This window comes from Stenotrophomonas sp. 78350_Sma, from assembly GCF_056482105.1.
Genome location: NZ_CM151182.1, coordinates 3,432,527 through 3,457,663, shown reverse-complemented (window position 1 = coordinate 3,457,663; position 25,137 = coordinate 3,432,527). Strand labels below are relative to the sequence as shown.

At 66.4% G+C, this 25,137-nt stretch carries 22 protein-coding genes; 12 read left to right on the top strand and 10 right to left on the bottom strand.

Annotation, left to right across the window (positions count from 1 at the left end):
- Positions 1–73: 73 nt before the first annotated feature.
- The 3 genes from ACZK4H_RS16120 to ACZK4H_RS16110 all read right to left on the bottom strand — a co-directional run bounded on the left by ACZK4H_RS16120 (position 74) and on the right by ACZK4H_RS16110 (position 4,329).
- A complete protein-coding gene (locus ACZK4H_RS16120) occupies positions 74–1,723 on the bottom strand; it encodes a phosphoethanolamine transferase (RefSeq protein ID WP_099555361.1) in 1,650 nt (549 codons plus the stop codon).
- A complete protein-coding gene (locus ACZK4H_RS16115; protein ID WP_099555363.1) occupies positions 1,720–2,487 on the bottom strand; it encodes a phosphatase PAP2 family protein in 768 nt (255 codons plus the stop codon). Before ACZK4H_RS16115 ends, ACZK4H_RS16120 begins: the two co-directional genes overlap by 4 nt.
- A 111-nt stretch (positions 2,488–2,598) precedes the next feature.
- Positions 2,599–4,329, bottom strand: a complete 1,731-nt coding sequence (locus ACZK4H_RS16110) for an ArnT family glycosyltransferase (RefSeq protein ID WP_278252666.1) — start codon at positions 4,327–4,329, stop codon at positions 2,599–2,601.
- A 104-nt stretch (positions 4,330–4,433) separates the two neighbouring features.
- Here ACZK4H_RS16110 and ACZK4H_RS16105 point away from each other — a divergent pair, with 104 nt between their 5' ends.
- Together ACZK4H_RS16105 and ACZK4H_RS16100 are read left to right on the top strand one after the other, a co-directional pair.
- Positions 4,434–5,147: a response regulator transcription factor gene (locus ACZK4H_RS16105; protein WP_478472990.1), complete on the top strand. Its 714-nt coding sequence runs from the start codon at positions 4,434–4,436 to the stop codon at positions 5,145–5,147.
- On the top strand, positions 5,134–6,426 hold the full coding sequence (locus ACZK4H_RS16100; RefSeq protein WP_099555369.1) for a sensor histidine kinase: 1,293 nt from the start codon (positions 5,134–5,136) through the stop codon (positions 6,424–6,426). The genes ACZK4H_RS16105 and ACZK4H_RS16100 overlap by 14 nt, the downstream gene beginning before the upstream one ends.
- 22 nt (positions 6,427–6,448) lie before the next feature.
- Here the strand turns inward: ACZK4H_RS16100 and ACZK4H_RS16095 are convergent, their stop codons facing one another.
- A complete protein-coding gene (locus ACZK4H_RS16095; RefSeq protein WP_099555371.1) occupies positions 6,449–6,841 on the bottom strand; it encodes a VOC family protein in 393 nt (130 codons plus the stop codon).
- Between the two features lie 128 nt (positions 6,842–6,969).
- On the opposite strand from ACZK4H_RS16095, the gene ACZK4H_RS16090 reads away from it, so the two are divergent.
- Positions 6,970–8,220, top strand: coding sequence for a DUF819 family protein (locus ACZK4H_RS16090; protein ID WP_049445483.1), 1,251 nt, complete (start codon positions 6,970–6,972; stop codon positions 8,218–8,220).
- A gap of 181 nt (positions 8,221–8,401) precedes the next feature.
- Here ACZK4H_RS16090 and ACZK4H_RS16085 read toward each other — a convergent pair whose 3' ends face one another.
- Together ACZK4H_RS16085 and ACZK4H_RS16080 are read right to left on the bottom strand one after the other, a co-directional pair.
- Positions 8,402–8,626, bottom strand: coding sequence for a YbdD/YjiX family protein (locus ACZK4H_RS16085; protein WP_005410613.1), 225 nt, complete (start codon positions 8,624–8,626; stop codon positions 8,402–8,404).
- Positions 8,626–10,707 (bottom strand): carbon starvation CstA family protein, encoded by a 2,082-nt coding sequence (locus ACZK4H_RS16080; protein WP_099555373.1) that lies wholly within the window; start codon positions 10,705–10,707, stop codon positions 8,626–8,628. The genes ACZK4H_RS16085 and ACZK4H_RS16080 overlap by 1 nt, the downstream gene beginning before the upstream one ends.
- Before the next feature lie 215 nt (positions 10,708–10,922).
- On the opposite strand from ACZK4H_RS16080, the gene ACZK4H_RS16075 reads away from it, so the two are divergent.
- Complete coding sequence (locus tag ACZK4H_RS16075) at positions 10,923–11,774, top strand: pirin family protein (RefSeq protein WP_005410611.1); 852 nt, start codon at positions 10,923–10,925, stop codon at positions 11,772–11,774.
- 128 nt (positions 11,775–11,902) lie between these two features.
- Here the strand turns inward: ACZK4H_RS16075 and ACZK4H_RS16070 are convergent, their stop codons facing one another.
- The 4 genes from ACZK4H_RS16070 to ACZK4H_RS16055 form a co-directional block, all read right to left on the bottom strand.
- Positions 11,903–12,361 carry a hypothetical protein gene (locus tag ACZK4H_RS16070; protein WP_005410610.1) on the bottom strand — a complete coding sequence of 153 codons (459 nt, stop codon included), beginning with the start codon at positions 12,359–12,361 and terminating at the stop codon, positions 11,903–11,905.
- A 195-nt stretch (positions 12,362–12,556) separates the two neighbouring features.
- Positions 12,557–13,276 carry an aquaporin Z gene (gene aqpZ / locus ACZK4H_RS16065; protein WP_005414195.1) on the bottom strand — a complete coding sequence of 240 codons (720 nt, stop codon included), beginning with the start codon at positions 13,274–13,276 and terminating at the stop codon, positions 12,557–12,559.
- Positions 13,277–13,397: 121 nt separating this feature from the next.
- Positions 13,398–14,261: a pirin family protein gene (locus ACZK4H_RS16060; RefSeq protein ID WP_099555394.1), complete on the bottom strand. Its 864-nt coding sequence runs from the start codon at positions 14,259–14,261 to the stop codon at positions 13,398–13,400.
- 629 nt (positions 14,262–14,890) lie between these two features.
- The gene (locus tag ACZK4H_RS16055; RefSeq protein ID WP_099555374.1) at positions 14,891–16,954 is read right to left on the bottom strand and encodes a 3-hydroxyacyl-CoA dehydrogenase NAD-binding domain-containing protein; all 2,064 of its coding nucleotides are present in this window, start codon (positions 16,952–16,954) and stop codon (positions 14,891–14,893) included.
- A 235-nt stretch (positions 16,955–17,189) separates the two neighbouring features.
- Here ACZK4H_RS16055 and rpoE point away from each other — a divergent pair, with 235 nt between their 5' ends.
- From rpoE to era, 8 genes are all read left to right on the top strand, one after another.
- Positions 17,190–17,810, top strand: a complete 621-nt coding sequence (rpoE, locus tag ACZK4H_RS16050; protein ID WP_099555377.1) for an RNA polymerase sigma factor RpoE — start codon at positions 17,190–17,192, stop codon at positions 17,808–17,810.
- Entirely contained in the window at positions 17,807–18,688 is an 882-nt protein-coding gene (locus ACZK4H_RS16045; protein WP_099555379.1) for a sigma-E factor negative regulatory protein, read from the top strand. Before rpoE ends, ACZK4H_RS16045 begins: the two co-directional genes overlap by 4 nt.
- Before the next feature lie 74 nt (positions 18,689–18,762).
- On the top strand, positions 18,763–20,298 hold the full coding sequence (locus ACZK4H_RS16040) for a DegQ family serine endoprotease (RefSeq protein WP_099555382.1): 1,536 nt from the start codon (positions 18,763–18,765) through the stop codon (positions 20,296–20,298).
- Between the two features lie 179 nt (positions 20,299–20,477).
- Positions 20,478–22,271: a translation elongation factor 4 gene (gene lepA, locus ACZK4H_RS16035; RefSeq protein ID WP_164145992.1), complete on the top strand. Its 1,794-nt coding sequence runs from the start codon at positions 20,478–20,480 to the stop codon at positions 22,269–22,271.
- A 54-nt stretch (positions 22,272–22,325) separates the two neighbouring features.
- Positions 22,326–23,120: a signal peptidase I gene (gene lepB, locus ACZK4H_RS16030; RefSeq protein ID WP_049429924.1), complete on the top strand. Its 795-nt coding sequence runs from the start codon at positions 22,326–22,328 to the stop codon at positions 23,118–23,120.
- A gap of 52 nt (positions 23,121–23,172) precedes the next feature.
- Positions 23,173–23,556 carry a DUF4845 domain-containing protein gene (locus tag ACZK4H_RS16025; protein WP_099555386.1) on the top strand — a complete coding sequence of 128 codons (384 nt, stop codon included), beginning with the start codon at positions 23,173–23,175 and terminating at the stop codon, positions 23,554–23,556.
- Entirely contained in the window at positions 23,546–24,226 is a 681-nt protein-coding gene (gene rnc / locus ACZK4H_RS16020) for a ribonuclease III (protein WP_019662167.1), read from the top strand. Before ACZK4H_RS16025 ends, rnc begins: the two co-directional genes overlap by 11 nt.
- A complete protein-coding gene (gene era / locus ACZK4H_RS16015) occupies positions 24,223–25,119 on the top strand; it encodes a GTPase Era (RefSeq protein ID WP_005410599.1) in 897 nt (298 codons plus the stop codon). The genes rnc and era overlap by 4 nt, the downstream gene beginning before the upstream one ends.
- Positions 25,120–25,137 lie beyond the last annotated feature (18 nt).

Genomic DNA, 25,137 nt, shown 5'->3' with positions numbered 1-25,137 from the left:
GTTGCTGTCGAGGCTGCCGGCCAGCGGCCGGCACTACCGCGGGTGCAGGGCTGCAAGCCCTGCCGAACAACCCTCAACCTTCGCAGTTGGCGAACACGTCGCGGTCGCGCTCGTACAGCGAGGTTTTCACCTGCATCAGGCCCAACACCGACGGGAACAGGTTGTCGTGGTCGGTATACGCCGCCGAACGCTTGCGCACGCACTGCAGGTCCAGCCCGCGGCTGCTGGCGAAGCCCGGTGAGAACCACATCGTCATCGGTACCCGGGTCTGCTCGGCCGGGGCGATGGCATAGGGCACGCCGTGCAGGAACAGGCCCTTCTCGCCCAGCGACTCGCCATGGTCGGACAGGTAGATCATCGCCGTGTCGTAATCCTGCATGCCCTGCAGCGTGCCGATGGTCTTGCTCAGGAAATGATCGGTGTACAGCACGGCGTTGTCGTAGCTGTTGGTGATCTCTTCGCGCGAGCAACGGCCGATGTCACGGGTGTCGCAGGTTGGCTTGAAACGAGCAAAGGCGGCCGGGTAACGCTCGAAGTACGCCGGGCCGTGGTTGCCCAGCTGGTGCAGCACTACCACGCGGTCGCCGGGTTTGGCACGCACCTGGGTGGCCAGGTCCTGCAGCAGGATCTCGTCCATGCAGCGGCCATCGGCACACAGCCCCGGGGTGGTCGCATCGGACAGCGACTGGAACTCCAGGCCTTCGCACACGCCCTTGCAGCCGGACTGGTTGTCACGCCACAACGGTGCGATGCCGGCACGGTTCAGTACGTGCAGCAGCGACTGGTGTGCACGGATCTTTTTTTCATCGTAGTCGTGGCGTCCCCACGGCGAGAACAGGCACGGCAGCGACACTTCGGTGCTGGTGCCGCAGGAATGCATGTCCGGGAAGTTGATCACCGGTGCCTGGGCCAGTTCCGGGGTGGTGTTGCGGCCGCCGTTGAGGCCCCAGTTCTGCGCGCGCACGGTTTCGCCCATGACGATCACCAGCAGGCGCGGCTTGCTGGCAGTTGCACGCGGGGTGGCCTTGGCATCGGTACCGATCGGCAGCTTCGGCGCGCGCTGCACCGGGTTGTCGCCACGCAGCGCACGCGGCAGGCCCAGCAGTACGTTGGCCGGGGTGGCGAGGTAACGCACTTCGCGCTGGTTGCGCATCAGTGCCGAGACATCCTGGAACGAGATCAGCGCACCGCCAACGGCAGTCACCGCTGCCACGACCAGGAAGCCGAGGCGCCACAGCAGGCTGCGGCCCCAGCTGCGGCGGCGCAGCTGCACGCGCCACAGCACGATCATCGGCAACACCGCCAGCAACAGCACCGGCCACACCAGCGACACGGTCATCAGCTCGCGGCTTTCCTTGGGGTCGGTCGCCAGCACGTTGCGCAGCATGTCCGCATCCAGATAGATGTGGTAGCGGCTCATGTAGTGCGCAGCGAATGCGGTCACCAGCAGCAACAGGCTGATCACGACCTTGGCATTCCAGCGCCAGACCAGGATGCCCAGCAGCACGCCGTGTGCACCCAGCAGCAACAGCAGCAGCGAAAGCGCGTAGCGCAGGCTGCCCGGATGGCTGGCCATCGCGCTGTGCCAGAACAGGCCATTGCCGGCCACCGCGAAGAACAGGCTGGTCAGCGCGATCAGTGCTTCGGTGGAAAGCTGCGGCCGCCAGTTGCGAAGACCCGCAAGGGCGGGGAGGCGGGCGGGGCGTTGGACCGATGCACTCATGCGTTCGCCTCCTGGCGGTTGGGACGGTCCAGCTGACGGCGGATCAGGACGCGTTTGACGATCAGATACAGGCCCAGCGAAAGCAGCCAACATATCAACGCAGTGGCAACGTCATGCGAAAGGAAATGGGCGCCCCGCAGCTGCTGGCTGATGCCGAACACCAGGCCAGCGCCGAGGCCGATCCACAACCCGGCCCAGCGCCATGAAGGGCGCCACAGCAAGGCGAAGAAGTACAGGGACAACCATGCGTAACCCGCGCTGGCGTGGCCCGCCGGGAAGCAGGCCTGTGCGGCCATGCCGGCCGGGCGCCCGGTGAAAAGCCCGATGAAAGGCTGGTGGCCGCCGTAGCGAAGCAGGTCCCAGGGGCATTCCATCGGCACCAGCGACTTCAGCAGGGAGATCACACCCGTGCCCAGAGCCATGGCAATCACGACATAAAGCAGCGCCCACCGCAGGATGCGATCGCGACCCTTCCGCCAGTGGTGGAAGCACAGCAGGATCGCAACCAGCGCCGCTGCGGTGCTCAGCCATTTGCCGGCCTTGTGCACCACCGTGCGGGTGATCCAGGCGTCCTGAAGCGCCCAGTGGCCACCCTCCAGACGGAACAGATGATCGGCCACCCATTGGTCGCCGCCGAAACCCATCAGCAGCGTAAACAACGGCAGACCGATTGCGACAGGCAGCCAGAGGTGAGTTACGGCAAATCGTGACGCCAGTGGCGATGTTGCAAGCGGCGCTACCGAATCAAGGGGACGGACGGGCATGCTGGGAAAGGGCGGTTCGGGAATCCGCGGTCATGCTCGTCACCTGGATGTCGGAGAAGGGTCGGACGCTCGTTCGTGCCGGGTTAATGTTTTCCCGGCACGTGCCAACGTTCAGTCTTCTTCGGCGGTCGATCCTGTCCGTTCGGCGTGGCATTCCGGGTTCCATGCAGTACCGGGAAGCAGTTGCCAACGATTCCTGTTGGCAACACCGATGTCGATCACCTTGGCCGGATCCACACAGGGGCTCATTGCGTCGTCCAGCACCAGCAGCCAGCGCTTGCCAGGTGCCTCGGCCAGCCACGGGCCGGCGTCGTGCCATTGCTCGGCCCAGGGGCGCTTGAAGCCGAATTCGCGCACCGGGCGGTCGGCCTGCAGCAGGTTCTGTTCGCGCCAGGCCACCAGCGCCAGTTCGGCGTCCGGTCCGATCCGCGCGCCGACCCGGCGCATCAGCGCCGACGCCGATGCGTAGGGATCCAGCGCCGGGATCAGCACCAGGCCGTAGAGCATCCACAGCATGCCGTGGGTCAGCAGCACCAGCGTTGCGGCGCGGCGCACCCGCAACCAGACAATCAACGTCGCCAGCGCGATGGCGAAGGTCAGCAGGCCATCACCCAGCACCGGAAGCAGGGTGTCGGGCATCGCCCGGCGTTCCAGCTGAGCCACGGCCCACGGGTGCTCGGTCATCAGCATCACGCCCAGCACGCCGGTGGCCAGCATCAGCACCACGCTGTAGCCGAACAGGTAGCGGCGCACGCACAGGCGGCGCAGCAGGCCGGGCAGCAATGGCGCCGCGGCCAGCGCCATCGCCGGCAGCATCGGCAGCAGGTACACCTCGCGCTTGCCCGGGCTGGCGCTGAAGAACACCAGCACCAGCACGGCCCAGCCCAGCAGCAGCCACTGGCGGCGGTCGCCACGGCGGATACGGCGCCACCAGGGCTTGAACAGCATCGGCAGCAGCAGGCTGCCCGGCAGCCACAGGGTCAGGATCACCTGCAGGTAGTACCAGGCGGGCTGCCGGTGGTGCCAGGCATTGGCATAACGGGTACCGGTCTGCTTGAACAACAGCTCATGCGCGTAGGCCTGCAGTTCGGCAGTGGGCGTGTGCAGCAGGGCCCAGCCCAGTGGTGCCAGCCACACCCCGACACCCAGCAGGAAGGCCGGGATCAGCCACAGCAGGGTTGCCGGATGCGGGCCCTCCACCGTGTACCCCCGGCGACGCTGGTACAGCCACCAGCCGAACCAGGGCAGCACCATCAGCAGCGGCAGGAAGCCCACGCCCTTGGTCACCGTGCCGACGCCTGCGGCGAAACCGGCCAGCCACAGCGCGGGCAGGTTGCGGCGTTCGCACAGGTGCCGCATCAAGCCCCACAGTGCGACGGTGGTCATCCCCACCAGCACCATGTCGATCTGCGCACGCTTGGCCATCAGCCCGAACTGCAGGGTGCAGAACAGCGCCGCCAGGGCGTAGATGGAATGCCGAGGCGACCACAGCCTCCGTGCCAGGTCCGACACCAGCCACAGGCTGAGCAGGGCGCCCAGCAAGGACGGCAGCAGGAACGACCACTGCCAGCTGCCGACGATCTCGTAGGCGGCGGCCTGCAGCCACATGAAGACCGGCGGCTTCTCCGCATACAGCTCCACGCCGCGGTGCGGCAGCAGCCATTGCCCGCTCTCGACCATGGTCCTGGCCGCCAGCACGAAGCGCGGCTCGTCCGGCGGCTGCGGCTGCCGAAGGCCGATCCCCGCTGCCAGCGCAGCAATGATCAGCAGCCACAACAGGGGCAGGCGCCAACGGCGGGGCAGGGCTACGGGCACGGCAGGCTCCGGGAGCAAAACGGCCATTCTGAGGTGGCAGAGGTGGGAAAAGCGTCAGAGCGACGCCGGGGCGACCGCATTCCGACATGTGCGGCGCTACCATGGTACGAACTTCCGTGGATGTTTCGTGCATGCGTCTGTTGGTGATCGAGGACAACCGCCAGCTGGTGGCCAACCTGTTCGACTATTTCGAGTCGCGCGGGCATGTGCTCGACGTGGCGCCGGATGGCATCACCGGACTGCACCTGGCCGGAAGCCATCCGTATGACGCGGTCATCCTGGACTGGATGCTGCCGCGCATGGAGGGCCCGGAGGTGCTGCGCCGGCTGCGCGCCGAGCATGCATCGGAAGTGCCGGTGATCATGCTGACCGCGCGTGACGAGCTGCCGGACAAGATTGCCGGCTTCCGCGCGGGCGCCGACGACTACCTGACCAAGCCGTTCGCGCTGCCGGAGCTGGAGGTGCGGCTGGAAGCGCTGCTGCTGCGTGCGCAGGGCCGCAACCCGCGCAAGCGCCTGCAGGTGGGCGATCTGGTACTGGATCTGGCGACGCTGGAGGCTCAGCGTGAGGGCCAGGTGCTGCACCTGTACCCAGCCTGCCGCAAGCTGCTGGAGGTACTGATGCGCGCCAGTCCGGGCGCGGTCACCCGCCAGCAGCTGGAATTCGCCCTGTGGGGCGACGAACCGCCGGATGGCGACCTGCTGCGTTCGCATGTCTACGAACTGCGCCGCAGCGTCGATGGTCCGTTCGCCGAGAAACTGATCCATACCCTGCCGCGGGTGGGTTACCGTCTGGCGGTGACCACGGGCAGCGATGCCGGCAAGGATGGCAATGAAGGCGCGTAAGCCGGGGCCGCTGTACCGGCGCGTGGTGTGGTGGTTGCTGGGCTATCTGGCGCTGCTGTCGATCGCGGTGTTCAGCGTCGGCAACTACGTGCATGAACATGCCGAGCATGCCGCCTGGCGCGCGCTGCTCAATTCCGAACTGGACAGCATCGTCGAGCACGTCGAGCACGAGCCGCACTACCGCTGGCAGGATTCGGACACGCTCAGCCTGTACCGGTTCGATGCGGTCAACCTGCCCGAGGGGCTGCGCACATTGCATCCGGGGCTGCATGACGGCGTGATGGTCAAGGGACGTGAGACGGCGGTGATGGTGCGCGAAACCGAGCCGATGGGCCGGGTCGCGCTGGTTCTGGACATCTCCGATTTCCATGACCTGGAACAGTTCGCCACGCGCTGGGTGATGCTGGCCGGGGTGATCATGATCTTCGTCACCGTGCTGATGGCGTCGTTCGGCATGGAGCGCATGGTGCGCCCGTTGAGCCTGCTGGCGCAGCATATCGCCGCCTTGCGGCCGGGCGTTCAGGGCCAGCGCATCGAGGTCGACCCGCGCGGCAGCTCCGAACTGCATACCATTGCCGATGCACTGAACGACTACCTGGACCGCAACGAGCAGTTCGTCGAACGCGAACGGGTCTTCATCAGCACCGCCAGCCACGAACTGCGTACACCAATTGCGGTGATGACCGGTGCTGCAGAGCTGGCACTGGAACAGCCGGGCCTGCCCGAGCGCGCGCGCCAGCAGATGCAGCGCGTGCTGCGCACAGCGCAGAGCGTGGAGCAGCTGATCGAACTGTTGCTGGTGCTGGCGCGTGATCCGGCACGATTGGCCGCGCGCGCCGAACGCATCGCACTGGACCAGCTGTTGCCGGAAATCGTCGACGACCATCGTCACCTGCTCGGCGACAAGGATCTGAGCATCGGCATCCAGGCTGCTCCGGTGGATATCGTTGCGCCGCTGGCCGTTGTGCAGGCCGCGATCGGCAACCTCCTGCGCAATGCCATCGAGAACAGTGGCCGTGGTCACATTGAGCTGCGCCTGAGCTCGTCGGCGGTGCTGACCCTGCAGGACCCCGGGCATGGCATGAGCCCGGAGGAGATTGCGGCGATCCACGCGCGGATGGCCCGTGGCGAGCGCGCCGATCGGGGGGGCGGCATCGGACTGGACCTGATCGCGCGGCTGTGCGAGCACCTGGGCTGGACCCTGCAGCTGCAACCCTGTGACCCGCGCGGTACGCGTGCCACCCTCGACTTCAGCGCATCACGCCCTCCATCGCGGTAGTGCCGGCCGCTGGCCGGCAGCCCTACTGTCCGGTGCCCGCGCGCGCCACGTGCTGGTCGATCAGGATCACGTTGCCATCCGGATCGGCCAGCTGCAGATAGCCGGTGCCCTGCCCATCAGGGTCGGTGCGCACCGCCAGTTCGACGCCCTTCGCATCCAGCTCCGCCTGCAGCTCGCGCACATCCTGGAAGTGGGGCAGTTCCTGCTTGTGCTGGTCCCAGCCAGGATTGAAGGTCAGCAGGTTGCCCTCGAACATGCCCTGGAACAGGCCGATCACGGTGCCGTTGCTGCGCATCACCAGCCAGTTCTGTGCCGGATCGCCGCCGGTGACCGAGAAGCCCAGTGCTTCGTAGAAGGTGCGGGAGGCCCCAAGGTCCTTGACCGAGAGGCTGATGGAGAAGGCGCCGAGCTGCATGGGAGTGGCTCCGGGAAAGGGCAACCGGCACTGCAGCATGACCCGGCGTGAAGACAATGTTAATCTGCGGATGCGCCGCTTTATGCGGCGCTTTTTTTTTCCCGCTCTTTCGATCGACAGAGGATCCCATGCCGACCGAACCCGCTACTGCCCTGATCAGCAACGACATCGTTGGACTGGGCCTGATTGCCGCCACCCTGGCCCTGATCTTCTGGGCCGCCAGTGGTCCGACCCCGCTGCTGAAGAAGATCTTCGCCTGGGTGCCCGCACTGCTGCTGTGCTACTTCATCCCCGCCATCTACAACACCGCCGGTGTCATCGACGGCCACAACACCTCGCTGTACAACCCGGTCGCGCGTGACGTGCTGCTGCCGGCCGCGCTGGTCCTGCTGACCCTGTCGATCGACCTCAAGGGTATTGCCAAGCTCGGCCCGAAACTGCTGATCGTGTTCTGCGCCGGTACCGCCGGCATCATGCTCGGCGCCATCGTCTCGTTCCAGCTGATGAAGCTGATCCACCCCGAAACCGTGGCCGGTGATACCTGGGCCGGCATGGCGGCGCTGGCCGGCAGCTGGATCGGCGGCGGCGCCAACATGGTGGCCATGCGTGAAGTGTTCGGCACCGATGCCACCACCTTCGGCCAGTTCGCGGTGGTCGACGTGGCGTGCGCCAGCCTGTGGATGGCCATCCTGCTGTTTCTGGCCAACCGCGCGCAGCAGATCGATACCCGCAACGGTGCCGATACCCGTGCCATCGACGAGATGAAGGCGCGCATCAGTGCCTACGAGGCGCAGAACGCGCGCATTCCCAGCATGACCGACCTGATGGTGATCGTCGGCGTGGCACTGGGCGGCGTCGGCCTGGCCCATGCCATCGCCGCGCCGCTGGCGGGCTGGTTCAAGGCCAATGTCAGCTGGGCCAGCCAGTTCAGCCTGGACAGCCAGTTCGTATGGGTGATCCTGCTGTCCACCGCGATGGGCCTGGGCCTGAGCTTCACCCGTGCGCGCCGGCTGGAAGCCGCGGGCGCTTCGCGGCTGGGCACGGTGTTCCTGTACTTCCTGATCGCCTGCATCGGCATGCAGATGAACCTGCTGTCGCTGCTGGATCGGCCGTGGCTGTTCCTGCTCGGCGCGATCTGGATGGCCACGCATGTGCTGGTGCTGTGGGTGGTGGCCAAGCTGCTGCGCGCGCCGCTGTTCTTCTTCGCGATCGGTTCGCAGGGCAACATCGGCGCAGCCGCTTCGGCCCCCGTGGTGGCTGCGGCGTTCCATCCGACGCTGGCTCCAGTGGGCGTGCTGCTGGGCACGGTGGGCTACGCCACCGGCACCGGGCTGGCGTATGTCACTGGCCTGATCCTGAAGTGGATGGCCAACGGCTGAGTCCGGGCCGCCCCGGCGTCATGCTTGCGTAGATCCACGCCATGCGTGGATGCATTTCGAAGAAGGGGTCAGAGCCGTTTCCCGGAGGAACCGGATCTGGCCCCTGATGCTTTCCGCCGTCGCCGGAAATCTGTCGAAGGTGCGGGCGCCGGGCGGCAAGCCCGGCACCCACACCCAACCCTCAACAGCAGCGACCACCGTTGCGTCCGCCGTAGCGCGCTTCCTGGCGCTCGCGGAAGAACGTCTTGTAATCCATCGGCTCCTGGTCCGGATGTTTTTCCAGCATGTGCCGGACGTAGTTGTCGTAATCAGGGATGCCACAGCACAGTCGTGCGGTTTGCACCAGGCGCCGCCAGATACGGCGGTGTGCCTGGTACTGGCCGGCGGGAACCAGTTGCGTGCTCATCACAGATCCACCATTTCATGCGGCTTCAGCGCCACGTACGGGGTCTCGCGGTCGCTGCGCTGCGGATTGCGGCGGGCCGCCAGGATGGTCTTGATCGAATACACCAGCACTGCGCCCACCACCAGCAGGAACAGCGCGGTCAGGCCGGTGTTGACGTAGGCGTTGACCACGATCTGCTTCATCTGCGCCACCGATTTGGCCGGTGCCGTGATGGTGTCGCTGGCGAGGGCGGCCTGGAACTTGTGTGCCTGGGCCAGGAAGCCCTGCGCCGGATTGCTGTCGAAGATCTTGATGAAGCCGGCGTAGGTGGTGCAGATCAGCAGCCAGATGGCCGGCACGGCCGTCACCCACGCATAGCGGTCACGCTTCATCTTGAACAGCACCACCGTGCCCAGCATCAGCGCGATACCCGCCAGCATCTGGTTGGAGATGCCGAACAGCGGCCACAGCGTCTGGATGCCACCGAACGGATCGACCACGCCGGTGTAGAGCAGGTAGCCCCACAGCGCCACGCAGCCGGCGGTGCCGATGATGTTCGCGGTCCACGACTCGGTCTTCTTCAGCGCCGGCACGAAGTTGCCCAGCAGGTCCTGCAGCATGAAGCGACCGGCACGGGTACCAGCGTCGACTGCAGTGAGGATGAACAACGCTTCGAACAGGATCGCGAAGTGGTACCAGAACGCCATCATCGCGTCGCTGCCACTGGGAATCGCTTCGTGCAGGATCTGCGCGATGCCCACCGCCAGCGTTGGCGCGCCACCTGCGCGATGCAGGATGGTCGGTTCACCAATGGCCGCCGCGGTCGCGGTCAGCTGCTCGGGTGTGATGGTGAAGCCCCAGGTGTTGGTGATGTAGTGCGCGGCCGAGGCCGCATCGGCACCGATCACCGCCGCCGGGCTGTTCATCGCGAAGTAGATGCCCGGCTCGATGATCGAAGCCGCCACCAGCGCCATCACCGCCACGAACGATTCCATCAGCATGCCGCCGTAGCCGATGTAGCGCATGTGCGCTTCATTGGCCAGCAGCTTCGGCGTGGTGCCGGAGGAAATCAACGCGTGGAAGCCGGATACCGCACCGCAGGCGATGGTGATGAACAGGAACGGGAACATGCCGCCCTTCCACACCGGGCCATCACCGCTGGCGGCGAACTGGGTCAGCGCCGGCATCTTCAGTTCCGGCATCACCACCAGGATGCCGATGGCCAGCGCGATGATGGTGCCGATCTTGAGGAAGGTCGACAGGTAGTCACGCGGAGCCAGCAGCAGCCACACCGGCAGCACCGAGGCGACGAAGCCGTAACCGATCAGCATCCAGGTGATCTGGGTGCCGGTGAAGGTGAAGGCCGGGCCCCAGACCGGATCGGCGGCGACCTTGCCGCCGTACCAGATCGCGGCCAGCAGCAGGATCAGGCCAACCACCGAGATCTCGCCGATCCTGCCGGGGCGGATGTAGCGCATGTACACGCCCATCAGGATCGCGATGGGCATCGTCGCGATCACCGTGAACATGCCCCACGGGCTTTCGGCCAGCGCCTTGACCACCACCATCGCCAGCACCGCCAGGATGATGATCATGATCAGGAACGCACCGAACAGCGCGATGGTGCCGGGCACCTGGCCCATCTCTTCCCGCACAAGATCGCCCAGGGAGCGGCCGTTGCGGCGGCTGGACAGGAACAGGACCATGAAGTCCTGCACCGCGCCGGCCAGCACCACGCCCACCACCAGCCACAGCAGGCCGGGCAGGTAGCCCATCTGTGCGGCCAGCACCGGTCCCACCAGCGGGCCGGCACCGGCAATGGCGGCGAAATGGTGACCGAACAGCACGTGCTTGTTGGTCGGCACGTAGTCCAGGCCATCGTTGTTGATCACCGCCGGGGTGGCCCGGGTCGGATCCAGCTGCATCACCTTGTTGGCGATGAACAGGCTGTAGAAGCGGTAGGCCACCAGGTACAGCGAAACGGCGGCGACGACGATCCACAGGGCATTGATGTGTTCGCCGCGGCGTAAGGCCACGGTGCCCAGACAGAAGGCGCCGAGCAGGGCGAGTACCGCCCAGCCTATTTTGGAAAACCCTTTCATGAGGTGCTCTCTCCCGGAAAGACAGTCAAAGAGTCCCGCGTGCCCTCGGCAGGGTCAATTGGCACAGGACGAATCGGCGGTAGTACTTTGGTCGTACGCTTGTTGTGCTGACATGCAGCGAACATCAGGGATGGAACAATCGGTTGCGGCGCCGTCCATTGGCGTGCGGCCATGTGGCGTCCATCTTCAGTGGCATCCATCCAACAGGAGTCGCCATGAGCTTTCCCGAACCGGTCCGCGTATTGCGGACCATCCGTGGCATGCCCACCTCCGACGGTGCCGGCGTGCGCCTGACCCGCGTCATCGGCGGCCCGACGCTGCCTGACCTGGACCCGTTCCTGCTGCTCGATGAATTCGGCACCGACCGTGCCGAGGACTACATCGCCGGCTTCCCGGAGCATCCGCATCGCGGTTTCGAGACCGTCACCTACATGCTCGACGGGCGCATGCGGCATCGCGACAACCACGGCAACGAGGGCCTGCTTACCCCGGGCAGCGTGCAGTGGATGACCGCAGGCCGTGGCCTGGTGCATTCGGAAATGCCCGAGCAGGAAAGCGGTCAGATGCGCGGCTTCCAGCTGTGGGTGAACCTGCCGGCGAAAGAGAAGATGACCGAGCCGAAGTACCAGGAGTTCGCGCCCGAGCGCATTCCCGTGGTGCAGCCGGACGCCGGCGTGGAAGTGAAGGTGATCGCCGGCAACGTGGATGGCACGCAGGGCCCGATCGTGCAGCCGGCCACCGATCCGCTGTACCTGGACATCACGCTGGCCCCGGATCGCGCCTGGACCTATGCCTTGCCGGAAGGGCACAACGCCTTCGCGTATGTGTTCGAAGGTGCGGTGACGGTGGGTGAGCAGGACGCGGCGCGCGACGTCGCCCGCCAGGAACTGGCGGTGCTGGGCGGTGGCGAGCAGCTGCATCTGTCGGCCGGCAGCGAGGGTGCGCGGCTGATCCTGGTGGCTGGTCGTCCGTTGCGAGAACCGGTGATGCGCCATGGCCCGTTCGTGATGAACACGCGGCAGGAACTGATGCAGGCCTTCGTCGATTTCCAGGAAGGCAAGTTCTGAGGCGGTGCCGGCCGCTGGCCGGCAACTGCCTGCGGTCACGGCGGATCGAGGTGCCGGCCAGCGGCCGGCACTACCGTCAGGTCGGCTCGCATTGCGGGGATGCTGCAAGGCAGTCATCCCCGCCATCGTCAGTTCCCGGCAGCCACGGCCGACGGGGTCAGGCTCATCCCCTGCGCCAGCTGTTGCAGCGAACCCAGTTCCTGCGCGCTGTCCGGATACAGCGAAATCTGCGCGTAACGCCCTTTGTCGAGCTTGACCACGCTGATGCGGCGCTCGGCATAACCGGGCGGCTGCTGGCCTCCCAGATCGGGCTGGTACCAGTACAGTGATTCACCGCCGAAGCTGCCCTTTTCGTGGCGCAGCGAGCGGTTCAATGGAAGGTTGGGATCGCGTGCACTGAGCATCAGGCTCAGTACCTCGCGGCCATCGCTGGTGCTGGCGCGGCAGACCAGGAAATCGGCCTGTGCCTGCTGTTGCCACTGCAGGCCGCTGTTGGCCGGCAATGAAGGACATTCGGTGGGAGCCTGCGCGGCGGCCTGGGCCGCAGCGAAAAGCAGGCTCGACAACACTACAGGCGCGAACTTCATGCATCCCCCAAGGTGGTGTGTCGTGGCTCCGTCGGATGGACCGGCGGCCTTGGCATCCCATCCCCGGATGCCCCGCCGGCCGGCATGTGCACGGACGGTCAACTCAACCTTAACGGAACGTGAGCGATCGCACAAATTGCGGTTACAAGCGTAACCATTGCGGCCGAAGGTCGGCCGCAATGGTCCGCACAGGCCTCAGCGGTCGTTGCCGAGCCACTTGTAGATGATGCCGCCGATCGCACCGCCCAGCAGCGGGGCGACCCAGAACAGCCACAGCTGGCTGACCGCCCCGCTGCCGGCGAAGAAGGCCACGGCGGTGGAGCGGGCCGGGTTCACCGAGGTGTTGGTGACCGGGATGCTGATCAGATGGATCAGGGTCAGCGACAGGCCGATCGCCAGCGGCGCGAAGCCAGCCGGTGCCTTGCCGTGGGTGGCGCCCATGATCACGATCAGGAACACGGCGGTCAGCACCACTTCGCACAGGAAGGCCGCCGCCACGCTGTAACCGCCGGGCGACAGCGCACCATAGCCATTGCTGGCGAACGCACCGGCCTGGCTGCCGTCGATGGCGAAGCCGCTGGCCCCCGAGGCGATCTGCAGCAGGATGAAGCCGGCCAACAGGCCACCAGCCACCTGGGCGATGATGTACGGCACCAGGTCCTTGGTCGGGAAGCGGCCACCGGCCCACAGGCCGACGCTGACCGCCGGATTGAAGTGCGCGCCGGAGATATGGCCGAACGCATAGGCGCCGGTCACCACGGTCAGGCCGAAGGCGAGCGCCACGCCGAGGAACCCGATACCCAGCGGATTGCTGTCACCGCCGAACTTGGCGGCCAGCACCGCACTGCCGCAGCCACCCAGAACCAGCCAGAACGTGCCGAGGAATTCGGCGGACAAGCGTTTACCCATGCTCATGTGTTGCACTCCTTTGACGGTCGAAAGTGTGATTTATGTCACATTTCAATGATCAGCGGGTGACTGTAGCGTCAACGCCGGGTGCAGGCATACACCTTCGGATGTGTGCAACACGCGATGTTCAGTACTGCGGCAGCGGGATGAATTCCTTGTCGTCGCCCGGAATGGTGCCGAAGCGGCCGGCTTCCCAATCGTGCTTGGCCTGCTCGATGCGCTCCTTCGAGCTGGATACGAAGTTCCACCACAGGTGACGCGGGCCATCCAGCGGCTCGCCGCCGAACAGCATCGCCTTCACCGGCGTCTTCGCACGCAGGCGGCCACGTGCGCCGGCTTCCGGGATTACCAGGTGCTGCGCCGGGATGTCCACGCCATCCAGCTGCGCCTCGCCCTCGAGGATGTACAACGCGCGTTCGCGGTGGCCGTCGTCGATGTCGATTTCCGCATCCGGGTCGAGATCGATCGCCACGTTGAGGGTGTCGGCGAACACCTTCACCGGCGATTCCTCGCCATAGGCGCGGCCGGCGATCACGCGCAGCCAGGCACCGTTGCGGCGCTGCTCCGGCAAGGTGGCCGCGGCGTGGTGGTAGAACGCCGGTTCGATTTCCTCATGCGATTTCGGCAGGGCCACCCAGGTCTGCATGCCGTGGATCGGGTTGTCATGCTCGCGGTCTGGCTGCGGCGTGCGCTCGGAATGGGCGATGCCACGACCGGCGGTCATCCAGTTGACGTCACCGGGGCGGATCACCTGATCCGAGCCCAGCGTGTCGCGGTGGCCGATGGCGCCCGACCACAGGTAGGTGACCGTGGCCAGGCCGATATGCGGATGAGGACGCACGTCGATGGCCGTACCGGGGTGCATGAGTGCCGGGCCCATCTGGTCGACGAACACGAACGAGCCGATGCTGCGCGCCTGCAAGGTGGGGACGGCGCGACGGACTTCGAGTCCGCCGATGTCGTGCACGCGCGGGGCGATGATGGTGGTCATGCGGGCGTTCTCGCTGGCAGGGATCAGGTGGCCAGCATCGCATGCAGCTGTGACGGGCACATGCCCCGTATGGGTAACAGGTTGTTCCAGCCAACGGCGCAGCCCCTCGTGGCTGGTTGCTTGGTCGCTGAAGGCACAAGCACAAGCCGCGCTTGGCCGGGCGGGTGGGTTGCGCAGGACACGCCGTAAACCCATCCATGGGGGCTCGATGGCGCCATCCATGGCGCCAACGGTCCTGCGCAACCCACCCGTCCGACCTCTGACAGTTTTCGTGTGCGTCCAGCCACGGAGAAGAAAAAAGAAAAACAAAGTCAGAATCAAACGCCGGTCGCTTCGCTCCTGGTGGCGACCCAGGTAGCCACCCACCAGTTCGTAGTGATCCACACCGGAATCGAGATTCACCGACCGTCACCGGGAAACTGTCAGGGGTGGGGCGGTGTGGGCAGGCAGGACCGTTGGCGCCATGGATGGCGCCATCGAGCCCCCATGGATGGGTTTACGGCGTGTCCTGCCTGCCCACACCGCCCCGCCCAACAAACAGAAAAGCCAGAGCCGCTTTGGCTCTGGCTCTGGCTTTTGCTTCGGCGGTTGCCTCTGCGGGTGCCGGGCCGCAGGCCCGGCCGATAGACTCAAACCACCGGTTCGCGCAGGGCGGGATTGTCCCAGCCCGCGCGCGGGGCGAAGCGGTCGCCGTGGCGCTGCTGCAGCGCCTTCAACCGCTCGACGATCGCATCGGCACCCTCCGCACGGATGTGCTGGATCGGGCCACCGCGGAACGGGGCGAACCCGGTGCCGAAGATCACGCCCGCATCCAGCAGGTCCGCATCGGCCACCACGCCTTCATGCAGGCACGCCACCGCTTCGTTCAACAGCGGCAGGATCAGGCGGTCCTCAAGATCGGTCGGGGCCTGGTAATCGCTGGCCACGTCCGGCTTCTTCGGCTTGCCGTTTTCCCAGGTGTAGATGCCCTGGCCATCCTTCTTGCCGCGCTTGTCCGGTTCCACCGTCTGCAGTGCGGCGGGAATCTGCAGGCCCAGGAACGGCGCCAGCTCGCGGCCGACGCCGGCGGCCACGTCCAGGCCCACGGTGTCGATCAGTTCGATCGGGCCCATCGGCATGCCGAACTTCACCGCCGCCTTGTCGATCACCGGGCCCGGAATGCCTTCGGCATACGCGGTGGCCGCTTCCAGCATGTACGGGAACAGCACGCGGTTGACCAGGAAGCCCGGGCTGCCTGCCACCGGCACCGGGAACTTGCCCAGCGCCTTGCAGAACGCGGCCAGGCGGCGCTCGGTCTCCGCCGCCATGCCGTCGTGGTGGATGATCTCCACCAGCGGCATCTGCGCCACCGGGTTGAAGTAGTGCAGGCCGGCGAACTGCGCCGGGCGCTGGATGTGGTCGCGCAGTTCCACCAGCGGAATCGACGAGGTGTTGGTGGTCAGCAGCGCGTCGTGCTTCATCTTCGGTTCCAACGTCTGGTACAGCGCACGCTTGGCCTCCGGGTCTTCGATGATCGCTTCGATCACCAGGTCGGCCTCGGCCACGCCGTTGCCTTCCAGGTCGGCACGCAGGCGTGCGGCCACCGCTGGGCGCTTGCTCTCGTCGCGCACCTTCTTGGCGAACAGCGCCTGCGCGCGTTCCATGGCGGGGTCGATGAAGCGCTGCTCGCGGTCCTGCAGGGTTACGTCGAAGCCCTTGTAGGCGGCCCACGCGGCGATGTCGCCGCCCATCACGCCGGCGCCGACCACGTGCACGTGGCGGATGCCCGAATCACCACCGCCGAGGCCCTTCAGGCGCTCGGTGAGGAAGAAGATGCGGATCAGATTGCGTGCGGTCGGCGTGCTGGCCAGCTTCACCACCGCACGCCGTTCGGCATCCAGGCGTGCCTGGATCGGCTTGCCGCCGCTGCGCTGCCAGGTGCTGATCAGTGCGTACGGCGCCGGGTACTGGTCCTTCTTTGCCTTGCGCGCCACCTGCTTGACCATCTGCGGCGCCAGCAGGGTGCGGGCCAGCCAGGTGTTGGTGGCCCAGGCCGTGGCGCGCTGCTTGAACGGGCGGGTGGTGCCGGACAGGGCCAGCGCCACGGCGGTATCGAGCACCACCGCCGGTGCCACTACCTTGTCGACCAGGCCGATCCCACGCGCGGCCGACGCCGACAGGGTGCGGCCGGTCAGCATCATGTCCATCGCCGCCGGGGCGCCCACCAGCTGCGGCAGGCGCGCGCTGCCGCCCCAACCGGGGAAGATGCCCAGCTGGGTTTCAGGCAGGCCAATGCGGGTGCTGCTGTCATTGGAGGCCACGCGGTAGCGGCAGGCCAGCGCCAGCTCGGTGCCGCCGCCCAGGCAGTGGCCATGGATGGCCGCCACGGTCGGGCAGGGCAGCTCGGCCAGCTTCTGGTAAGTAGCCTGGCCGCGACGGATGGCATCGTTGACGGTGCCGCGGCGGTCGAACTCCTGGAACTCCTTCAGGTCCGCGCCGGCAATGAACCCCGCCTTCTTCAACGACTGGATCACCACGCCCTTGGGCGGGTCCAGCGCGATGCGTTCCAGCAGGTCCCCCAGTTCCAGCAGCACGTCCTGCGACATCGCGTTGACGCTGCTGTCCTGACGATCCAGGGAGAGGACCACCACGCCGTCGTCGCGGATCTCGGGGTGCCAGTGGCTGAAGCGGAGACCATCGAAGCCTGAGAGCATGGACGTTCCATCCGGTTGTGTATGGAGAAGCGGCTATGATCCAGAGGTTGTTTCCCCCGCGTCAAATCCCAATAGCAGGGGAGTGGCGACCCCGGATCCATGGCCGTGGACCGGGACGCTAACGGAACGGTGGTTAAAAGCTGGTGCGGCGCCGGGTGATCGGCGACTGAACTTTTCCCGGGATTGGCAGTCTCATTGCCCGACGTCGGTTGGGCTGACAGGAGTGCGGCCCCTCATGGCCGAGGTTGATACACCACAGGAGCTGGATCTGGAGCTGGTCCGGCGCGTGCAGCACGGCGAGAGCGCCGCGTTCGATGTCCTGGTGCGCAAGTACCAGCATCGCGTGGTGGCCCTTGTCGGTCGCTACATCGCCGACTGGAGCGAATGTCAGGACGTCGCCCAGGACACTTTCATCCGTGCCTATCGCGCGATCGGAAGTTTCCGTGGCGATGCCCAGTTCTCAACCTGGTTGCATCGAATCGCCGTGAATACCGCCAAAAACTACCTGGCTTCACACAATCGACGGCCACCGACCGATGACATCGACATCGGCGATGCCGAACAGTTCGACAGTGGTACGCGCCTGCGCGACACCGACACGCCCGAACGCGAGTTGATGCGCCAGGAGCTGGAAAAGACGGTGATGAAGGCCGTCAACGCGCTGCCGGAAGAGCTCCGGTCGGCGATCACCCTGCGCGAGGTGGAAGGCCTGAGCTACGAGGAAATCGCGCAGAAAATGGGGTGCCCGATCGGCACCGTGCGTTCACGGATCTTCCGGGCGCGCGAGGCGATCGACACCGAACTCCGGCCGCTGTTGGACATCGGCAGCGCCACCCGTGAGAAGAGCCGCGTATGACCAGTAATCCGTTCAACGAATCGCAGAACCATCAATCGCCCGCCGGGCAGCGCCTGGACCAGCGCCATCGGGAGCAGCTGTCGGCCCTGGTCGATGGCGAGCTGGGTGCCGATGAAGCGCGCTTCCTGCTGCGCCGGATGGAGCATGACCCCGAACTGGCCGGCTGCCAGGAGCGCTGGCAGCTGCTGGGCGATGTGATGCGCGGGCAGGCGTCGGCGCTGGCGCCGGCCGGGTTCAGTGCCGCCGTGGCTGCCGCCATCGCCGCCGAGCCTGCGCCGCAGGCCGAGCCGCGCCGTCAGGTGCGTCGCAGTGGCTGGCGGGCCTGGGGCGGTGGTGCCGCACTGGCCGCTTCGGTGGCGGCGGTGGCACTGTTCATGGGCGGTGAGAAGCTGAGGGAGGCCACCCCGGGCGAGCCGTTGGCACCACAGGTGATCGCCAGCCAGGCAGAGCTGCCGACCGTGCCGACCGACCCTGCCCCGGTGACCGAGGCCTCTGCAGACACTGCCGCGATGGCCGTGGCGGCGGCTCCCGCCCTGGCGATGGCCGCTGCCAGTCGCCGCCAGGATACCCGCCGCGCCAGTGCCACCCGCAGCCAGCAGGCCGCGCGTGCCGCCCAGCGTGAGGACCTGCCGCAACGCGCAGTGGCTGCTGCGCAGGCGCCGCTGACCCCGACCGTACCGGCCAATGCCGGCCGCAACATGCCGTTTGGTGAGGTCGGTGGGCTGCAGGCCCGGCCGTGGCCGCGTTCCAGCCTGGCGCCTGCCGCCGGCGGCGCGCTCAATGCCAGCTTCCCGGCCCATACCGGTGGCGCCGCGTTCTACCCGTTCGAGCCGCGCCTGCAGGACGACCTGCCGGTGCCGCCGCGCCCGCGCGACTGAGCCGGGTGCTTTCACGCCCCGCCGTCGGCGGGGCCCGTATTCCTCTTTCCATCCGATCCGGAGGTTGCCGTCCGATGACTCCCCGATTCCGCACGCAGGCCATTGGCCTGCTGGCCCTGACCCTGCCGCTGATGGCCTGCGCGCAGGCCCCGGCTCCGGCCGCCCCGGCCCAGGCTGCCCCGGCCGCCGCGCCGCGGGCGCCGGCACAGCCGCTGGTTACCGGCCTGCCCGATTTCACCCACCTTGTTGAACAGGTCGGGCCGGGCGTGGTCAACGTCGACACCACCATCGTCCGCAACAACCGCCAGGCTTCGCGGGGCCCGATGGGCGGTGACGACGACATGCCGGAGTTCTTCCGCCGCTTCTTCGGCCCGGACTTCCCGATGCCGGGGCAGGGACCGGGTGGGCAGGACGGTGGCCCCAGCATCAAGGGCCGTGGCATGGGGTCGGGCTTCATCATCTCGCCCGACGGCTATGTGCTGACCAACTACCACGTGGTGGCCGACGCCAGCGACGTGAAGGTCAAGCTGGGCGACAGCCGTGAGTTCAACGCCAAGGTGGTGGGCAGCGACCAGCAGTACGACGTGGCGCTGCTGAAGATCGATGGCAAGAACCTGCCGACCGTGCGCGTCGGCGATTCCAACACGCTGAAGCCGGGCCAGTGGGTTGTCGCGATCGGCTCGCCGTTCGGTCTCGACCACTCGGTCACCGCCGGTATCGTCAGTGCACTGGGCCGCAGCACCGGTGGCGCCGACCAGCGCTACGTACCGTTCATCCAGACCGACGTGGCGATCAACCAGGGCAATTCCGGTGGTCCGCTGCTGAACACCCGTGGCGAAGTGGTCGGCATCAACTCGCAGATCTTCTCCGCCTCCGGCGGCTACATGGGCATCAGCTTCGCGATCCCGATCGACCTGGCGATGAGCGCGGTCGAGCAGATCAAGAAGAGCGGCAAGGTCACCCGTGGCCAGCTGGGTGCGGTGGTCGAGCCGATCGATGCGCTGAAGGCGCAGGGCCTGGGCCTGCCCGACAGCCGCGGCGCGCTGGTCAACCAGATCGTCGCTGGCAGTGCCGCGGAGAAGGCCGGTGTGCAGATCGGCGACGTGGTGCGTTCGGTCAACGGCAGCCCGGTCAACAGCTGGTCCGACCTGCCGCCGCTGATCGGTGCGATGGCGCCGGGCAGCCGGGTCACCCTGGGGGTGATCCGCGATGGCAAGCCGCGCGATCTCAGCGCCACGCTCACGGCGCTGAGCGAAGACGGTCAGGGCAATGCCCGTGCGGCGGCTGCCGCCAGGCCCGATGCGGCACCGCAGACCGGTGCCAATGCCCTGCTGGGACTGGACGTGAGCGACCTGACCGCGCCGCAGCGCAAGCAGTTCGGGCTGGACGGCAACGAAGGCGTGCGCATCACCGGGGTCAAGGGCCAGGCGGCGCGTGATGCCGGCCTGTCTCCTGGCATGGTGATCCTGCAGGTCGGCCGCACCGCGGTCGGCAGCGTGGAGGGCCTGAACCGGGCGCTGTCCAGCTACAAGAAGGACGACGTGGTGATGCTGCTGGTGCGCACCGGTAACGGCAACAGCGCCTTTGTGGCGGTGAAGGCCGGCCAGTAAGGGTCGCCCGGGGCCGCCCCGCGGCCCTTGTCCGCCGCCGAAGCCCCGCCCTGGCGGGGCTTCGGCCATTCCGGGCCCGGCCTGATGAGGCCGCTTTCGCGGTGGGGCGCCGGGCATGCGATAATCGACCGTTACCCTGACGACGCCGCGCGCCGCCGCCACCTATGTCTTCTGATTCGATGCGGAACATCCGCAACTTCTCCATCATCGCCCATGTCGACCACGGCAAGTCCACGCTGGCCGACCGCATCATCCAGCTTTGTGGTGGCCTGCAGGCCCGCGAGATGGAAGCGCAGGTGCTCGACTCCAACCCGATCGAGCGCGAGCGTGGCATCACGATCAAGGCGCAGTCGGTGTCGCTGCCGTACCTGGCCAAGGACGGGCAGACCTACCATCTGAACTTCATCGACACCCCCGGCCACGTCGACTTCTCCTATGAAGTCAGCCGCTCGCTGGCCGCCTGCGAAGGCGCGCTGCTGGTGGTCGATGCGGCCCAGGGCGTGGAAGCGCAGTCGGTGGCCAACTGCTACACCGCGGTGGAGCAGGGCCTGGAAGTGGTGCCGGTGATCAACAAGATCGACCTGCCGACCGCCGACATCGAGCGTGCCAAGGCCGAGATCGAGGCCGTGATCGGCATCGACGCTTCCGACGCCGTGCCGGTCAGCGCCAAGACCGGCCTGAACGTGCAGGACGTGCTGGAAGCAATCGTGCATCGCATTCCGCCGCCGGCGCCGCGCGACACCGAGAAGCTGCAGGCGCTGATCATCGACTCCTGGTTCGACAACTACCTGGGCGTGGTCTCGCTGGTGCGCGTGATGCAGGGCGAGATCAAGGCCGGTGACAAGCTGCAGGTGATGTCCACCGGCCGCAACCACCAGGTCGACAACGTCGGCGTGTTCACGCCGAAGCGGAAAGTGCTGCCGGCGCTGCGTGCCGGTGAAGTGGGCTGGGTCACCGCCAGCATCAAGGACGTGCACGGCGCGCCGGTTGGCGACACCCTGACCCTGGCCGGCGACCCGGCACCAAAGCCGCTGCCGGGTTTCCAGGAAATGCAGCCGCGCGTGTTCGCCGGCCTGTTCCCGGTCGATGCCGAGGATTACCCGGACCTGCGCGAAGCGCTGGACAAGCTGCGCCTGAACGATGCCGCGCTGCGCTTCGAGCCGGAAAGCTCCGAGGCGATGGGCTTCGGCTTCCGCTGCGGCTTCCTCGGCATGCTGCACATGGAGATCGTGCAGGAGCGCCTGGAGCGCGAATACAACCTGGACCTGATCAGCACCGCGCCGACGGTGGTGTATGAAGTCCTGAAGACCGATGGCTCGATCATCAACATGGACAACCCGGCCAAGCTGCCGCCGGTGAACCAGGTCGAGGAGATCCGCGAGCCGATCATCCGTGCCAACGTGCTCACTCCCGAGGAGTACATCGGCAACATCATCAAGCTGTGCGAAGAAAAGCGCGGCAGCCAGATCGGCATCAACTACCTGGGCAGCCAGGTGCAGATCAGCTATGAACTGCCGATGGCCGAGGTGGTGCTGGACTTCTTCGACAAGCTGAAGTCGGTCAGCCGTGGCTATGCCTCGCTGGACTACCACTTCGTGCGCTTTGACGCCGGCCCGTTCGTGCGCGTGGATGTGCTGATCAACGGCGACAAGGTCGACGCGCTGTCGCTGATCGTGCACCGCAGCCATGCCGACCGCCGTGGCCGCGAGCTGTGCGAGAAGATGAAGGACCTGATTCCGCGCCAGATGTTCGACGTCGCCATCCAGGCGGCGGTCGGCTCGCAGATCATCGCCCGTACCACGGTCAAGGCCATGCGCAAGAACGTGCTGGCCAAGTGCTATGGTGGCGACGTTTCGCGCAAGAAGAAGCTTCTGGAAAAGCAGAAGGAAGGCAAGAAGCGCATGAAGCAGGTCGGTCGTGTGGAGATCCCGCAGGAAGCGTTCCTGGCCGTGCTGCAGATGGACAACAAGTAATCCCGCACCGGCCCTGCGGGGCCGGTCGTCCGGTGACGTTGCAAAGGACCCTGAATGAAACTGTTTGAGATCCTCCTGGTCGTGCTGACCCTGGCCTCGGGCCTGATCCTGCTTGCGGACAAGCTTTACCTCGCCAAGCGTCGCGCCCAGCGCGCCGGCCTGCTCGATTCCGAGCCGGTGCTGGTGGATTACTCGCGTGCGTTCTTCCCGGTGCTGGCGATCGTGCTGATCGTGCGCAGCTTCATTGCCGAACCGTACAAGATCCCGTCCAGCTCGATGATGCCGAACCTGCTGATCGGCGACTTCATCCTGGTCAACAAGTTCTCCTACGGCCTGCGCCTGCCGATCAGCAACACCAAGATCGTGCCGTTCGGCGAGCCCTCGCGTGGCGACGTGGTGGTGTTCCACTTCCCCGGCCACAGCGACAACGACCCGGCCAAGGGCGAGAACTTCATCAAGCGCGTGATCGGCGTGCCGGGTGACACCGTGGTCTTCGAAGGCGACGGCGTGACCCTCAATGGCGAGCCGTTGAAGTACGACAACAAGGGCATCTACGCCGGCCACAAGGGCCAGGGCGAAGGCGCCAACCTGCTGGTCGAGCACCTGCCGGGCCGCACCCACACCGTGCTGGAGACCGACTACCCGCGTGGCCAGGGCCAGTGGACCGTGCCGGCCGGCAAGTACCTGGTGATGGGCGACAACCGTGACAACAGCGACGATGGCCGTTTCTGGGGCCTGCTGCCGGAAGAGAACCTGCGCGGCAAGGCGTTCCTGATCTGGCTGAACTGCCAGGGCTGGTTCTGCAAGGATGGCTTCGAGCCGTCGCGGATCGGCTCGAGCATCAACTGACCGGGCGGCAACTGAGTATTTTCACATCCAACGCGTATCTGGGGAGAACGCAATGAAGACGATGAACGCGCAGCGCGGCATGACCCTGACCTCGTTCCTGACGGTCCTGATCGTGGTCGGTTTCTTCCTCTACATCGGCATGAAGCTGTTCCCGATGTACCAGGAGTACTACGCCGTGCGCTCGGCGATGAAGAGCCTGGCCAACGAGCCGGGCGTGGGCAGCATGGAGCCGTCGCGGATCCAGGACCTGTTCTTCAAGCGCCTGTACATCAACTACTCGGACAATGTGAAGCCGGCCAACGTGAAGTTCGATCGCCGCGACAATGGCTGGACCCTCAAGGTCAACTACGAAGTGCGCCGTCAGCTGATCGGCAACCTCGATGTGGTTGGCAAATTCGATTCTTCCCAGGACCTGACACGAAGCGGTGCCCAGTAAATTCATCCAACGTGGCGACCTGATTGGTCATGCCTTCAGCGATCCGGCCCTGCTCAAGCAGGCGCTGACGCATCGCAGTGCCGGTGCGCCGCACAACGAGCGCCTGGAATTCCTCGGCGACAGCATCGTCAACATGATGGCGGCCGAGGCGTTGTACCGACGCTGGCCCAAGGCTGACGAAGGGGCGATGACCCGTGCCCGTGCCGAGCTGGTGCGTGAAGGCGCGCTGGCGGTGATCGGGCGCAGCCTGGAACTGGGCGAGCGGCTGACCCTGGGCCCGGGCGAAATGAAGTCCGGCGGTCATCGCCGCGACTCGATCCTGGCCGACGCGGTGGAAGCCGTGGTGGCTGCGATCTACCTGGATGCCGGCTTCGAGGCCTGCCGGGCGGTGGTACTGCCCTGGTTCAGCGCATCGATCGAGGCACTGCCGGCCTCCGGCCGGCCCGAGAAGGACCCCAAGACCCGCCTGCAGGAATGGCTGCAGGCCCGACAGAAGGCGTTGCCGCAGTATGAACTGGTGTCAGAATCCGGTGACGACCACGCCAAGCACTTCCGGGTACGCTGCAACGTAGCCGACCCGGCTGCCAGCACCGAGGGCGAAGGCGCCTCGCGGCGGCTTGCCGAACAACAGGCGGCTGCGGCCGTCCTAGAACAACTGGATTCCAAGTGAGCGAACAAACCCCTCATCATTGCGGCAGCGTGGCCGTCATCGGCCGCCCGAACGTGGGCAAATCGACCCTGACCAATGCCTTGGTCGGTGCGAAGGTCAGCATCGTTTCCAACCGCCCGCAGACCACGCGTCATCGCCTGCTGGGCATCGCCACCTACCCGGAAGGCCAGCTGGTGCTGGTTGATACCCCCGGCCTGCACAAGGTGCAGAAGCGGGCGATGAACCGGGTGATGAACCGTGCCGCGCGTGGCTCGCTGGAGGGCGTCGATGCCGGCCTGCTGGTGATCGAGGCCGGTCGCTGGGATGAAGAAGACAGCCTGGCCTTCAATGTGCTGCGCGACGCCGGCATTCCGGTGGTGCTGGTGGTCAACAAGATCGACCGTCTGAAGGAAAAGGGCGCGCTGCTGCCGTTCCTGCAGCAGGTGACCGAGGGCCGTGATTTTGCCGCCGTGCATCCGATCTCGGCGCAGAAGCGCAACGGCCTGGAAGCGCTGGTGCGCGACGTGCTGAAGCTGCTGCCGGAAGCGCCGCCGATGTTCGGCGAGGACGAGATCACCGACCGCAGCCAGCGTTTCCTGGCCGGCGAACTGGTACGTGAGCAGCTGATGCGCCAGCTTGGCGAAGAGCTGCCCTACGCCACCACCGTTGAGATCGAGCGGTTCACCGAGGACGGCAACCTGCTGCGCATCGGTGCGGTGATCTGGGTCGAGCGCGAAGGCCAGAAGGCCATCGTGATCGGCAAGGGCGGCGCCCGCCTCAAGGAGATCGGCGCCAAGTCCCGCCTGCAGATGGAGCGTCTGTTCGGGGCCAAGGTGTTCCTGGAGACCTGGGTGCGCGTGCGTGAAGGCTGGTCTGATGACGAGGCCGCGCTGAAGGCCTTCGGTTACGAGTAAGCCGTTGCGGTCGCTTCG

Bases quoted from the DNA above. Each gene is read 5' to 3' on its own strand.
- rpoE (WP_099555377.1), top strand. From the start codon at position 17,190: ATGGCCGAGGTTGATACACCACAGGAGCTGGATCTGGAGCTGGTCCGG.
- ACZK4H_RS16055 (WP_099555374.1), bottom strand. From the start codon at position 16,954: ATGCTCTCAGGCTTCGATGGTCTCCGCTTCAGCCACTGGCACCCCGAG.
- ACZK4H_RS16090 (WP_049445483.1), top strand. From the start codon at position 6,970: ATGCCGACCGAACCCGCTACTGCCCTGATCAGCAACGACATCGTTGGA.
- aqpZ (WP_005414195.1), bottom strand. From the start codon at position 13,276: ATGAGCATGGGTAAACGCTTGTCCGCCGAATTCCTCGGCACGTTCTGG.
- ACZK4H_RS16075 (WP_005410611.1), top strand. From the start codon at position 10,923: ATGAGCTTTCCCGAACCGGTCCGCGTATTGCGGACCATCCGTGGCATG.
- lepA (WP_164145992.1), top strand. From the start codon at position 20,478: ATGCGGAACATCCGCAACTTCTCCATCATCGCCCATGTCGACCACGGC.
- ACZK4H_RS16025 (WP_099555386.1), top strand. From the start codon at position 23,173: ATGAAGACGATGAACGCGCAGCGCGGCATGACCCTGACCTCGTTCCTG.
- ACZK4H_RS16105 (WP_478472990.1), top strand. From the start codon at position 4,434: ATGCGTCTGTTGGTGATCGAGGACAACCGCCAGCTGGTGGCCAACCTG.
- ACZK4H_RS16085 (WP_005410613.1), bottom strand. From the start codon at position 8,626: ATGAGCACGCAACTGGTTCCCGCCGGCCAGTACCAGGCACACCGCCGT.
- ACZK4H_RS16095 (WP_099555371.1), bottom strand. From the start codon at position 6,841: ATGCAGCTCGGCGCCTTCTCCATCAGCCTCTCGGTCAAGGACCTTGGG.
- ACZK4H_RS16120 (WP_099555361.1), bottom strand. From the start codon at position 1,723: ATGAGTGCATCGGTCCAACGCCCCGCCCGCCTCCCCGCCCTTGCGGGT.
- ACZK4H_RS16110 (WP_278252666.1), bottom strand. From the start codon at position 4,329: ATGGCCGTTTTGCTCCCGGAGCCTGCCGTGCCCGTAGCCCTGCCCCGC.
- ACZK4H_RS16045 (WP_099555379.1), top strand. From the start codon at position 17,807: ATGACCAGTAATCCGTTCAACGAATCGCAGAACCATCAATCGCCCGCC.
- ACZK4H_RS16115 (WP_099555363.1), bottom strand. From the start codon at position 2,487: ATGCCCGTCCGTCCCCTTGATTCGGTAGCGCCGCTTGCAACATCGCCA.
- lepB (WP_049429924.1), top strand. From the start codon at position 22,326: ATGAAACTGTTTGAGATCCTCCTGGTCGTGCTGACCCTGGCCTCGGGC.
- ACZK4H_RS16060 (WP_099555394.1), bottom strand. From the start codon at position 14,261: ATGACCACCATCATCGCCCCGCGCGTGCACGACATCGGCGGACTCGAA.
- ACZK4H_RS16040 (WP_099555382.1), top strand. From the start codon at position 18,763: ATGACTCCCCGATTCCGCACGCAGGCCATTGGCCTGCTGGCCCTGACC.
- ACZK4H_RS16070 (WP_005410610.1), bottom strand. From the start codon at position 12,361: ATGAAGTTCGCGCCTGTAGTGTTGTCGAGCCTGCTTTTCGCTGCGGCC.
- ACZK4H_RS16080 (WP_099555373.1), bottom strand. From the start codon at position 10,707: ATGAAAGGGTTTTCCAAAATAGGCTGGGCGGTACTCGCCCTGCTCGGC.
- ACZK4H_RS16100 (WP_099555369.1), top strand. From the start codon at position 5,134: ATGAAGGCGCGTAAGCCGGGGCCGCTGTACCGGCGCGTGGTGTGGTGG.